Raw genomic sequence first — 12,658 nt, forward strand, 5'->3', positions numbered from 1 at the left:
TACGATGTGACACATCACCTATGATTCAAGGCACATACAACAATGTTGCTTTTATAGTACAGAACCCCCTACCCCACCGCAAATAGTTTTCGTGCCTTACCAATCTACGGAATTTTCTACCGTGTAAAACCTGTAGATTCTCCCCCGTCATATATTCGCTTTTTTAGAATAAAACTAATTTTTATCCGCAAATGCGATAAAGCGCGAGCAGATAATATTTTGTCGAGCAGATAGCGGGTTGTTATCTGCTCGACAAAATATTATCTGCTCGCCGGGTTAGGGTGAGTGCAAATGTGCATAACACCCACCCCACCCGTCAGAGAGCGAGCAAAACTACTTCACCCAACCAACCTTAGTCCAGTCGATGGTCTTGAACAGGAACGCACCATAGTTAGCGAGACCCTTCTTCGTGAAGACGTAGTGAGGACCGTTAGCGGCGCATCCTAAGAAGGCAAGTTCGGCGGTATGCTTCTTCTCGATCTCGTCGCATTTGAGGTTCCGTTCTTTATCGTCCTCAATCAGAAGCATTTCCTCGATCATGGCGTCGATCTCGGGGCTGCCGATACCGTCGCTATTGGACGAGTGGAAGAACTGTTGGGTGGCGACCGTAGCATCGGGGTTGTTCGCCTCGTATCCCGCGAACGTAATGTCGTACTCCCAGTTGCCCAAGACCCGACCGAAATCGCCTTCAGGATGCTGATCGACCTCAATATTGAGCCCGGCTTCTTTCATATTCCGCGTAAAGGTCTGAGCCATACCCTTATCAACAGGATCGTCGCCAAAGATCACGATCTTATAGTGAATCTGCTGCCCATCTTTCGCGTAGAACTCGCCGTCTTTAGTGTATCCGGCATCCTCAAGCACCTTCTTGATGGCATCTTTGGGACTGCCCTCTACCTTGGGGAACGCGTCCTGATAATACTCCGAGAAAGGCATGTGGAGCATCGATCCGGGTATCTCTTCTTCATAGGGCAAGCCCTGGTACCGAATCTTGGCGAGGGCTTCCCGATCAAGCCCATAGAAAATAGCCTTCCGCACGGCGGCATCCTTGACCCGCCGGGGGTTCACATCGATACCGGAAACATGCAGGCGCACTCCCTTGTGGAGTTCCGTGCCTGCCACCGCCTTAAACTCGGAGTAGGCAGAGGCGGTTCCTGCAGCCGCAGCATCGATTTCGTCATTCTTGAAGGCCGCTTTCTTCGCTGGTTCATCCATCTGCCGGAAGATAATCTTCTCCAGCACGGGCTTATCGCCCCACCATTTATCGTTCGGCACCACCGTAACGGTCTTCTCGGAGGAGTTAAAGCCGCCGTCTTTGATCGTGAAGGGTCCACAGCCCCACTCGGGATGCAGATTATCCACAAAGCCCTCATTGAAGGCCTTAGGGTCTTCCAGCGCCGGATGCAAAATAAAGGTGAATAGGGCGTTCAAGGGGTAGAAAGGCTTCGAGAATGTCACCTTCACGTGAAAGTTATCTTCTTCGGCTTCCACGCTTTCAACGTATCCATAAATATCCGAGGCCACAATATTGTATTCCCCGTCAGCCTTTTGCTGAGTTTTCCAGGTGGCCTGCAGGGCTTTCACATCGATCGGGGTTCCATCGTTAAACTTCGCCTGAGGATTCAGCACGATTTTGACGATAACCTTCTCACCCTCTTTGCCGGGGGTGAAAGACTGGGCATATTCTTTCCTGAGGGTCTTAGTACCGTCAAAGTCTAGGGTCCACAAGCCTGCATCATGAATAGTACTCATGATGGTCTGGGTATCGGTCATATTGCCCGACGTAGTCCGGGGGTTGAAATCTGGCCCCATTGACCCGACCGGCAGCCGCAGGGTTCCGCCCTGTTTCAGCTCAGAAACCTCGTGAGCATTGATGTCGTAGAGGTCTTTAAGGTTTGCACCCTGCCCGGGAGCGGTAGTTTTTCCGTCCTTCGCACCGCCGCCACATGCGGAAAGCACACCGACGGTTCCAGCTGCCGCAGCTACGCCCAGCAGAGACCGGCGAGTCAGTGCATGAGGAATGAACGCTGCTGGGGTTTTGCTGATGCTCATGATGTGTTTCCTTACGTGTATGCGCCCTGCGATGGGCTTGGTGTTTCAGAGACTTTGAGATAACTTATGCAGTGTAATGCATAAAGTATCTATACCCAGAACCATACACCAAACCTCACGCAAAGGGTAAGGAAAACAGTAATAATGTGTTGTAAATTACATATTTTTATGCATATTTACACAGGATTTGAGTGTATATTTTCTTATTTTTCAGGAAATAATGAGTATAACTTACGATAATCCAGAATATTTACTGAATATCATGTGTGGCTATGAGGGCACAGACAAGGCGCATCCCTACTCCCCCACGAGGGAATGCAGGATGCGCCTTATACATATTTGTAGAACGCTCCCCTAATTTCTAGGGGCTATAGCTCAGCAGACTAGTTTGTGAATCCGATGCGCGACCACGCCGAAGGGTTGTACTGCGGATCATCAAAGAGAAACGCACCGTAGTTCGCCAGGTTCTTCTGGCAGCATACGATCTGCGGACCGTTGTAGAAGACGCTGCTCGTAGCAAATTCCTCCATATGCTTCTTCTCGATCTCGTTGCACTTGAGGTTACGTTCTTTAGCATCCTCAATGGAGAAGAGCTCTTCAATCATGGCGTCAATCTCTTCGGAACCAGCCCCATCGTTGTCTTCGCGGGAGTAGAACTGCTTGGTGCCTTCAGTACCATCGTTGCTGCTTACGCTGTACCCAATGAAGCTCAGTTCGTGCTCCTTGGCAGACATCACCTTACCCAAGTTACTAGCAGGCTGCTGATCGACATCGCTCTCAATGCCCAGATCACGAAGCTGCTGAGAGAGGAAACGCGCCAGAGATTTTATGGTGTTATCCTCACTAAAGTTGTTCACCACTACTTTCGCGCGTTTTCCATCCTTTTCATAGAAATCGCTGTTTTTAGCGTATCCGGCCTCTTCAAGAATCTTAGCGGCCGCAGCCTTCCGATCGGCTGCCTGCGGCATACTATCGGCATAGTACTCCGAGAACGGCATATGGATCCTCGATCCGGGCAGGGCCTCGTTGAACGGCAAACCCTTAAAGCGAGTATCGGAAAGCGCCTTACGATCCAAGCCCACCATAATGGCGCGGCGAAGCGGAGTATCAACTTTGACGGGGTTCATCACCACACCGCCTGCAAAGAGGCGCTGGCCCTGGCGGAACTCGGCATTTTTAACATTTTCCAGTTCCTTGTATACGCTCACGACGTTAGCGTTTACGGCGTCAAGCTCGCCATTGGCAAAGGCGGAACGCTGCGCAGGGGTATCGAGCAGACGGAACGTAATGGATTCGAGAACCGGTTTTTCGCCCCACCACCTGTCATTTCGTGTGACGGTCAGCGTTTTCTCGGTTGAGTTCCAGCCGCCTTCGGCAACCTTAAACGGCCCTGCCGCATAATCGGAATTCGGCTTATCCACTAGGCCATTGGCAAAGAAATCGGTATCCGTCATTTTCGGATGCACCACATAGCTGAAGAGGCTGGCAATCGGGTATGAAGGCTTCGACATCGTGACCTTCACGCGGGTTGCACTGCCGTCTTCTTCGATTGACTCAATATTTGGGTACAAACCCGTGCTCTGAATCTGATAAGTCTTGTTGTCTGAAAGAACTTTATGAGTCGCTCTCAGCGCTTCAATATCGAGCGGGGTACCATCGTTGAACTTTGCTTTCTCATTCAACGTGATATGCAAAACCTGTTTGCCGTTTTCCATTGCAGAGGTGAACTCGGTACAGAAGTCGGGGTTAGGCGAAGTTTTACCTTCATAATCTTGCTGCCACAGACCACTCGTGAGCAAAGAATTATACGAAGAAATAGCACGAGTATTATCGCCAACGGCGCCCTGAGTATGCAGAGGATTGAAATTTGGTCCCAAACTGGTAACCGCCAGACGCAGCTTTCCGCCAGGTTTGAGGGCAGAAACATCCTGCTTATTAATTTTCACGAGGTCTGCGATATTCGCACCTGCCGTTGCTGCAGCCTGAGTAGAGCCGGAACCACCGTTCTTGCCGGAACAAGCCGCAAGCATACCAGCGGTGCCCAGCGCAGCACCACCTGCGAACAGGGTGCGGCGGTTCAGAGTGGAGTGAGCTTTCACGAGCGTATTCTTTCTATCACCGACAAACGCACAGTCTAGCGCTACCGCCCGTGGTAGCGGCGTTTGATACACCTTAATTGTATTCATGGAATTACAGAGCGGGAATTTATTTCCTGCAATCTCAAATACTGGTAATTCATATCACTATTTCGCTTTATCGCATAATATAAATTTTTATCTCTTTAAAACGTTGCGGGGGTGATTCTCCTATGAGAATCACCCCCGCAACACACATGCGGTTCTACGAAACCGACTCTAGCGCTACATCGGGAAGGTCTGCACCATCCGGGTAGTAGCAAGCGTAACCGTGGTCTTCGCCGTCAAGCGTGATAACCTCGGGCTTTTCCTCCAGGCACCGCTTCTGCTTATCCTCAGGAAGCAGCTTGAAGATGGGGCACCTGCTGGAGAAGCCGCATCCTACCGGGGCATTGACCGGGGTGGGCAGGTCGCCATCCAGCATGATGCGCTGGCGCTTAGCCTCAACCTCCGGGTCTGGCACGGGAATAGCCGACAGCAAAGCCTTGGTATACGGGTGAATCGGGTTATCAAAGACCTGATCCACGTGACCAATCTCGACGATGCGCCCCAGGTACATAACCGCAACCCGATCAGAAGCGTGGCGAATCACGGCGAGGTCGTGCGCTACCATAAGGTAACTCAGCCCCAGGCTCGCGCGGAGTTCCTCAAGCAGGTTAATCACACCCGCCTGAACGGAAACGTCCAATGCCGAGACAGGTTCGTCCAGCACCACAAGTTTCGGGTTTACGGCAAGCGCACGGGCAATACCAATACGCTGGCGCTGACCGCCGGAGAACTGGTTCGGGAAGCGATTCACGTGATCGGGCTGCAGACCCACGATCTTCATCAGCTCAACCACGCGCTTTTTAATATCCGGACGCTTCATGCCCTGGTTTTCCAGGGGCTCGGCAAGAATCTCGTAGACGGTAAAGCGCGGGTCGAGGGCGCCCGTGGGGTCTTGGAAAACCATCTGCTGGTTCTTGCGCAGTTCAAGAAGCTCGCTGACAGATTTATGATCCTGCGTAGAGACGCCGTTAATCAGAATCTCGCCATCGGTTTTCTTGCTGAACTCCATAATTTCCAGCAGCGTGGTGGTTTTACCACACCCGGATTCGCCCACGATCGAGAAGCATTCACCCTCACGAATATCGAAAGATACGCCGTCCACGGCCTTTACGGTACCCACGCGGCGCTTCATGAGGGAGCCCTTCATGAGCGGGAAATGCTTCTTCACGTTGCGCACTTCAAGTACCGGCGCGCGATCTTCGCGCGGAGTGCTGTCGAACTTCGAGACGGGAGTTTCAGGAACGGTATAGAGTTCTTCGGCCGTCTTACTGATGAGGTCCTGCGAGATAGTGCAGGAGGAGTAGTGCCCTTCACCAGCGCCCTTGAGCGGAGCGAGCTCGGGCTCACCGGCATCGTCCTTGCAGCATTGACCGCCGTTTTTGGCGACGGGGCAACGCTCACGGAACGAGCAGTGATCCACCGGGTACAGCAGATTCGGCGGAGTACCCTCAATGGGCACCAAAGAGGTCTTCTGCGAGCGATCCACGCGAGGAACCGCGCCCAACAGACCGATGGTGTAGGGGTGGCTGGGGTACTTGTAAAGGTCTTCAGCCTTAGCGATTTCTACCGGTTTACCCGCGTACATCACCAGAATGTCATCGGCCATACCAGCGACAACACCCAAGTCGTGGGTAATCATGATAGTCGCCGCACCGGTTTCATCCTGCGCCTTATCCATAACCTCAAGCACCTGCGCCTGAATGGTGACGTCAAGCGCTGTGGTAGGCTCATCCGCAATAAGCACGCGCGGATCGTTGGCAATTGCCATTGCGATCATGATGCGCTGGCGCATACCGCCGGAGAACTCATGCGGGAAAGAACGCAGACGGTCGGCGGGGGAAGGAATACCCACTAAGCGCATGAGTTCAATAGAGCGATCCTTAATCGCCTGCTTGCTCATACCCTTATTGTGGATTTTGAGGACTTCGGCAATCTGATCCCCGATAGTGTACACCGGAGTCAGCGAAGACAGCGGATCCTGGAAGATCATGGAGATGTGCTTGCCGCGGTACTGGCACATTTCCTTATCGCTCAGACCCAGCAGTTCGGTGCCGTTATATTGGATAGATCCGGTAATATCGGCGGTCGTGGGGTGAAGCCCCATAATCGCCATAGATGCCACGGATTTACCCGAACCGGATTCGCCAACGATACCCAGGGTTTTACCGGCGTAAAGGTCAAAATCAACGCCGCGCACCGCATGTACAACACCGTTTTCGGTATTGAAGCTAACGTGCAGGTCTTTAACACTCAGAACGGGAGAAGTGCTCATGAGTTTTATGCCTCCTCATTCTGGGCGGATGCCTGAGCATCGGTCTTGGGGGCGGTTGATAGTGCTGCAGCGTCGGCTTCCTGAGCCTGCGCGTCTTCGATCTTAGATGCCGATTTCTGGCTCTTAGGTTTCTTTGACTTCTTGATCTTACCGACCGACATGGAAGTCGGGTCGAAGGCATCGCGCAGGCCATCATTCATGAGCGAGAGCGGCCCCACCAGCAGGAAGAAGAAGATAACGGGGAACCAGAACATATGCGGCAGGGTATTAAGCTGCTGTGCAGCATCGGAGATCAACGACCCCAGCGAGTAGTTCGGGTAGGTAATACCAATGCCGATAAAGGAGTACGCAACCTCAGAGAGCACAGCAATCATGATGCCGGTCGTGAAGTTCAGAACGAGCATCGAGCCGATATTCGGAACGAGGTGCCGCAGCACGATCTTGAAGGGATGTACGCCCATGTAGCGTGCTGCCTTCACGTAATCGCGCCCAATCAGGGATTGCGCCATTGCACGAATCACACGGGCAGGGCCCATCCAGCCGAATACAATCAGCACAGAGGAGAGCACAATCCACGTGGGAACGGTCTTCTGAATCTGCTTACCGATCTGACCGTTGATGAAAATCGCCAGAATCAGCAGTGAGGGAACCATAATCATGGTTTCCAAGAGGAAGAGCATAACCCTGTCGATCCAGCCACCAAAGTACGCCATCACACAACCGTAAATTGCGGAGATAATGACGGTGGCGATACCCACGACCAGGCCGATTTCCATTGAGGTCCACACAGCTTCGCTCATCATGGCGAAAAGATCGTTACCGCCCACGGTGGTGCCAAACCAGTGCTCTGCGGAGGGACCTTCACCGCCGAGGGTCATAAAGTCAGATTCGGTTGCGGAGTACTTAGAAACATATTTGCCGAAGTACCCGAAAAGCCCCACACAGATAAAGACGATAAGCCCGAACACCGCAGCCTTGTTGCGCAAGAAGCGGCGGAGGATAATCACGTTCTTATTGAGAACTTTAAAATCACCATTCTGCACGACAGGTACCGTGCTTGTTTCAGTTACCTGGCTCATGAGATCCTCACTCGGGGGTCGACGATCGTGGTCGCGATATCGGCGATAATGGCACCGATGGCGAACAGCACGGAACCGTAGGCGAGAGTAGCGGTCGCAGCGTTCACATCCTGCTGACCAATCGCATCAATAGACCATTTACCGATGCCGGGCCATGCAAACACGGACTCCGCGAAGAAGGCACCCGCAAAAATGGTGGGAATGGTGTATGCAATCGACTGTGCCACCGGGATAAAGGACACACGCAGGGCGTGGCGGGTAATCGCCTGGTTACGGGTGAGCCCTTTCGCGCGAGCGGTACGCACGAAGTCTGCGTTCACGTTATCGAGCAGGTATTGCCGCTGAGCAATCTGATAGCTGGCCCATCCGAAAATCGTCATACAGAAGGTTGGCACCACATAGTGCGCCGCCATGTCTATGGTGGTATCCCAGAAGCCTGTTACACCGGGCGTCGAAATACCGGTCACATAGAAAATCTTTTCGCCGCCGTTTTCAACCACAATGTTGTTAATGGCGGTCGCTCCTTGCTGCACCACGAAGTATGCTACAGGGGCGGGAATAATATAGACGAGATAGGAATAACCGGTAATAACCCGGTCGGAAAACTTGTACTGACGCGCTGCCGAGTAAACACCCAGCGCCACACCGATAATAATGGTCAAAATAGTCGCCGCGAGCATCAATCTGGTAGAAACCCACAGACGCTGACCGAATTCCTGATTGATATATCCGCTGTTTGGGCTGCGTCCCCAATCAAATTTAGTGACAACATTCGTCAGCCATTGAATGTACCTGTCCCACGCACTCATTTCGGGGTCGAGTCCGAGGGATGCGAGAGTGCGGTTCACCTGTTCAGGCGAGGGGCGCGGCACCTTTTCCTGCTCCAAAAGGGCAGGTTTTAGCGTGGTAACAGCCGCAAAATAACCCATAGTCGTGGTTAAGAAAACCATCACAAGGTAAGTGAGCGACCTCCGGAGGATATACCTAAACATGGGGCGGTTCCCCTCCTAGATATTCTGGTTTCGTAGGCATGTGTGTTACAGCTTCCGTCATCGGATAATCCAGTGACTACAGTCACTAGAAGCGTAGTTCCTTTATCTTATATTTACATTCGGGTATCCACCAAACCCACATCGCCTTAAAACCAGCCGACAAGCACCATTTTGCGGGGTGCTGCGAGGAGTTGAGAGGCGGCATCCCCGGTATCACTATCAAAATAAGGTTTGGCAAAAAGTTACGAAAGATTTACACACACCGAAGATTTGTGGCGTCATATTTTTCCAGAACGCCTCAAACCCTCTCCAGACCCCAAAAAATCCACGAAAAACCATGTAAACAGGAGCAAAACCAACATCTAAAATAAGTAGGTCCTAACTTACATTGTCGGGATTTACGGCAAAAAAAATTTTATGAATTTCATACCAAAAGCACCCCGTGTCCTGTGATTTATGAATTACATCACAGAATACGGGGTGAGAATGTATCTCTTTTACACGTGACTTTCTACGTTCGTGAAAATTCTAGAACCGGTTACGGTACTCGCTCTCAGCAGCACCGGTGCGGAAAGCACGAATATTGTGGGCGATCAGTTCCTCCGGATTTACGGGGCGCCCACCGGCGGCATGCGGGGTGATTACGATATTCTTCGCATCCCACAGGGGCGAATCGGAGGGGAGCGGTTCGGTTGCCGTCACGTCCAGCGCAGCGCCCGCAATCGAGCCGGAGTTTAGGGCGGCGACGAGTGCATCCTCATCAACAGTGGTACCGCGCCCGACATTAATCAGGTAGGCGCGCTTATGCAGCAGCTGCAGCTTATGGGCATCAAGTGCCTTGAAGGTCGAATCGCTGGTGGGAAGCACCATCACGAGAATATCCGTAGTCGGCAGGTATTCATCGATTTGTTCGGTTGCAATCACCGGGAATCCAGAGCGCTCCCCCGCGCTCTGTGCAACGCCGGTTACGTTCGCACCGAAAGCCTTGAAGAGCCGCGCTGTCTCCTGCCCGATCGAGCCGAAGCCCCACACGAGCACATTGGCATCAAGCAGGGTTGTGACCTGGTCTTTCGGGTGAAGTTCCTGTGCACCACCTAGCTCCTCAGCCCAACGATGCTCGACCGTTGCCTGCGCCAGCGTCGGCAAGAAACGCACGAAGTTCAGGGTCAGCGCGAGCGCATGTTCCGCAACGGTCTTCGAGTGCAGACCCACACCCGCACAGATGGCGGCATCTGGGGTGAATCCCGCCGCGCGCACCGCATCCGGCCCCGCAAGAAGCGCCTGAATAAGCCCCACATTTTTCATGCGGCGAGCGGAGTCCGCGAGCTGATCGGCGGTATTCGCCCAGGCAATCAGAACTTCGGCGTCGGTATCTTCCTCGGCAATAGGTTCTGTGGGGTTGTAATGCCGCACGGTATCGCCGGGTTCAAGCCCTAGTTTCTCTTCGTCGAGCGTAATTGAGGTAGGGATCAGAATCTTCATGGGTCCTCCTGTGGAATGGTGCATGCGGGCTGGCGTTCAGCAACGAAGGCGACCCGCGTCCCGTGTGAGGGGGTTAACAGTTATTCCCCTCCAGCATAGCGTGCGAGGGGAATAACTGTATAGGGTTACCTAAGAAGCCGTTAGGGCTTGGTTCCGTGCGAAGGCTTGCCGGTGTCCTCTCGGCCCTCGGCACGAGGCTCGGTTTTCGCCGGTGCATCGGATGCGCTACCGGCAAGTTCCGGGTCGATCACGGTGCGTGCTCCACCCTGCATTTTCTTCAGGCATTCGGCATCTTTCGCTGCCATTTCGGGCGTGATTACCTCAATGGCACCGGTTGCCGAACGCGCCACATCGGTGGTGGTGTGCGTTTCGATGGTGGTGGCGAGCGCATCCTCACGAATGAAGAGAAGCAGAATCGCGGAGATTAGACCGAGTGGTGCCAGGTAGAGGAAAAGCGGAATCAGGGCATCATTGTAGGCGTTCACGATAATGCCGTGAATCGGCTCGGGAATCCGGCTGACGAGCTCGGGAGTCAGGGAGGAGGTTCCATGTTCCCCCGCCGAGGCTACTGCTTGCGCGGGCATGCGTTCACTGAGCAGGCTGCTCAGGCGTGAGGTAAACAGGCCGCCCACGAGTGATGCACCCACGGTTGAGCCGACCTGGCGGAAGAAGTTGTTTGCCGCAGTAGCGGTTCCTACGACGGTGACGGGGAAAGCGTTTTGCACGATGAGGGTGAGGAACTGCATCGACATGCCCAGGCCCGCGCCCATGACCGCCATATAGCTGCAGAAGATCCAGGTGGGGGTGCTCGGGGTGATGGTGGAGATCAGGTAGAGCCCGAGCGCCACGAGTGCGGTACCGGTGACCACATATGCCTTGTATTTGCCGCGTGCGGAGACCAGCCGTCCGGTAATAATGGAAACCACGAGCAGGGCGCCCATGAGGGGAATCATGAGCAGACCCGCCACGGTTGCGCTCACGCCCAGGGACATTTGCAGGTAGGTAGGGATGTACTCGACGGCACCGAACATGGCAACACCGAGGGAGAGAGAGGCGCCCAGGGTGAGCAGGAAGTTGCGGTTGGTGAAGAGGTACATGGGCATGATCGGCTCTGCGGCGCGGTTTTCAACCGGAATGAAGATCAGGGCCGCGACGGCGGATGCGATGAGAAGCCCAATAATCTGCGGGGAGTTCCAGGCGTACTGGTTGCCGCCCCAGATGGTGGCAAGCACGAGCGCACTGGTTCCAGCCATGAGAATAATGCTGCCCAGGTAATCGATCTGCCGCTTTTCGCGGTCTTTGAGCGCGGTGTGTGGGAGCAGAAAAATGACGGCAAAGATTGAGAGTACGGCAAGCGGCAGGTTGAGCCAGAATGCCCAACGCCAGCCGGGGCCTTCGGTAATCCACCCGCCGATGAGCGGCCCGGCGACCGAGGAGAAGGCGAAGACGCCGCCGATAATACCCATATATTTACCGCGTTCGCGGGCGGGGATCACGTCTGCGACCACGGATTGGGAGAGAATCATGAGGCCGCCACCGCCGACTCCCTGGAGTGCACGGGCGACGATCAACCAGGTCATATCGGGAGCGAGCGCGCCGATGATAGATCCCGTCATGAAGGAGAGGATGGCAAAAATCAGGAAGGGTTTACGCCCGAACTGGTCGGAGAGTTTGCCGTACACCGGCATGGTGATGGTGGAGAGCAAGATGAAGGTGGCAATCACCCAGCTCATATGCTCCACGCCATGCAGTTCGCCCACAATGGTCGGCAGTGAGGGTGCGAGGATGGTTTGGTTCAGTGCCGACATGAGCATCACGATGACCAAGCCGGAGAACATGAGCGCTATTTGATGTTTTCTAGCTTCAGCCGTGGTGGCTTCAGCGGGTTTGTCTGAGTGCGACGTCATTCCTAGTTTTCCTTCAGCAGGGCTTGAAAAGTTTTGACGGTGTTGTGGATGCGCCGCTCGACCTCGTCTTCGTCGGCAATATCCTTGGCGAAGTGCAGCTGCCGCAGCACCGCAGATGCAAGCTGGACTGTGGCACGGGTGCGTTCTTCGGCAGTTTCTGTCGGCGGCATATTTTCGGGGCGGGTTATCAAAGAGCCGCGCCTTCCTGCGGCATTGAAGGCATCCCAATCGACGGTATTAAGATAGTCAATGAGCACCTGTTCGCAGCTGATATGGTGCACCTTCAGCCGGTGCCTAAATTCGGGAAATTCATCGATGCGCTCCCGGAATTTCGCGTGATTGGCAAAGTTGAAGCTGTGCCGCACGATGTACAGCAGCAGATGGGTGATACGCACGATGAGGTTGTCGTTTTCGTGCGCCCGGTCGCTGGCGAGCAGGTCGTCGGTGATGGCGGGGGCGCGCAGGCCGAGCACCGCATCCTCTTTGGTTCCGAAGTAGTTGAAGAAGGTGCGGGGCGAGATTCCGGCTTCCGCCGCGATGTCTTCGACGGTGCTGCCGCGCATGCCGTGCTGGCGGGCTAAGCGCAGGGCGGTTTCGTGAATGTTCACCCAGGTGCGTTCGCGGCGGCGTTCACGCAGGCTTGTCTCGGCGCGACTCGGCTCAGGTTTTTGCATAACTGCAATTATTGCAT

General features: G+C 54.1%; 8 protein-coding genes. All 8 read right to left on the reverse strand.

Annotated features, from left to right (window positions below; translation table 11 throughout):
* Window positions 1–333: 333 nt before the first annotated feature.
* The 8 genes from HMPREF2981_RS05040 to HMPREF2981_RS05075 all read right to left on the reverse strand — a co-directional run bounded on the left by HMPREF2981_RS05040 (window position 334) and on the right by HMPREF2981_RS05075 (window position 12,641).
* Window positions 334–2,052: an ABC transporter family substrate-binding protein gene (locus HMPREF2981_RS05040; protein WP_070661301.1), complete on the reverse strand. Its 1,719-nt coding sequence runs from the start codon at window positions 2,050–2,052 to the stop codon at window positions 334–336.
* Between the two features lie 383 nt (window positions 2,053–2,435).
* Complete coding sequence (locus tag HMPREF2981_RS05045; protein ID WP_070661304.1) at window positions 2,436–4,151, reverse strand: ABC transporter family substrate-binding protein; 1,716 nt, start codon at window positions 4,149–4,151, stop codon at window positions 2,436–2,438.
* Between the two features lie 241 nt (window positions 4,152–4,392).
* Window positions 4,393–6,507, reverse strand: a complete 2,115-nt coding sequence (locus tag HMPREF2981_RS05050; RefSeq protein ID WP_070661307.1) for an ABC transporter ATP-binding protein — start codon at window positions 6,505–6,507, stop codon at window positions 4,393–4,395.
* A 5-nt stretch (window positions 6,508–6,512) separates the two neighbouring features.
* On the reverse strand, window positions 6,513–7,586 hold the full coding sequence (locus HMPREF2981_RS05055; RefSeq protein WP_070661310.1) for an ABC transporter permease: 1,074 nt from the start codon (window positions 7,584–7,586) through the stop codon (window positions 6,513–6,515).
* Window positions 7,583–8,578 carry an ABC transporter permease gene (locus HMPREF2981_RS05060; protein ID WP_013398417.1) on the reverse strand — a complete coding sequence of 332 codons (996 nt, stop codon included), beginning with the start codon at window positions 8,576–8,578 and terminating at the stop codon, window positions 7,583–7,585. Before HMPREF2981_RS05060 ends, HMPREF2981_RS05055 begins: the two co-directional genes overlap by 4 nt.
* A 528-nt stretch (window positions 8,579–9,106) precedes the next feature.
* Window positions 9,107–10,060, reverse strand: coding sequence for a phosphoglycerate dehydrogenase (locus tag HMPREF2981_RS05065; protein WP_070661313.1), 954 nt, complete (start codon window positions 10,058–10,060; stop codon window positions 9,107–9,109).
* A gap of 140 nt (window positions 10,061–10,200) precedes the next feature.
* Window positions 10,201–11,967, reverse strand: a complete 1,767-nt coding sequence (locus HMPREF2981_RS05070) for an MDR family MFS transporter (protein ID WP_070661316.1) — start codon at window positions 11,965–11,967, stop codon at window positions 10,201–10,203.
* Between the two features lie 2 nt (window positions 11,968–11,969).
* On the reverse strand, window positions 11,970–12,641 hold the full coding sequence (locus tag HMPREF2981_RS05075; RefSeq protein ID WP_246825318.1) for a TetR/AcrR family transcriptional regulator: 672 nt from the start codon (window positions 12,639–12,641) through the stop codon (window positions 11,970–11,972).
* Window positions 12,642–12,658: the final 17 nt, after the last annotated feature.

Source organism: Rothia sp. HMSC069C01, assembly GCF_001814655.1.
Taxonomy (GTDB): domain Bacteria; phylum Actinomycetota; class Actinomycetes; order Actinomycetales; family Micrococcaceae; genus Rothia; species Rothia dentocariosa.

Bases quoted from the DNA above. Each gene is read 5' to 3' on its own strand.
- HMPREF2981_RS05060 (WP_013398417.1), bottom strand. From the start codon at position 8,578: ATGTTTAGGTATATCCTCCGGAGGTCGCTCACTTACCTTGTGATGGTT.
- HMPREF2981_RS05040 (WP_070661301.1), bottom strand. From the start codon at position 2,052: ATGAGCATCAGCAAAACCCCAGCAGCGTTCATTCCTCATGCACTGACT.
- HMPREF2981_RS05070 (WP_070661316.1), bottom strand. From the start codon at position 11,967: ATGACGTCGCACTCAGACAAACCCGCTGAAGCCACCACGGCTGAAGCT.
- HMPREF2981_RS05075 (WP_246825318.1), bottom strand. From the start codon at position 12,641: ATGCAAAAACCTGAGCCGAGTCGCGCCGAGACAAGCCTGCGTGAACGC.
- HMPREF2981_RS05065 (WP_070661313.1), bottom strand. From the start codon at position 10,060: ATGAAGATTCTGATCCCTACCTCAATTACGCTCGACGAAGAGAAACTA.
- HMPREF2981_RS05050 (WP_070661307.1), bottom strand. From the start codon at position 6,507: ATGAGCACTTCTCCCGTTCTGAGTGTTAAAGACCTGCACGTTAGCTTC.
- HMPREF2981_RS05055 (WP_070661310.1), bottom strand. From the start codon at position 7,586: ATGAGCCAGGTAACTGAAACAAGCACGGTACCTGTCGTGCAGAATGGT.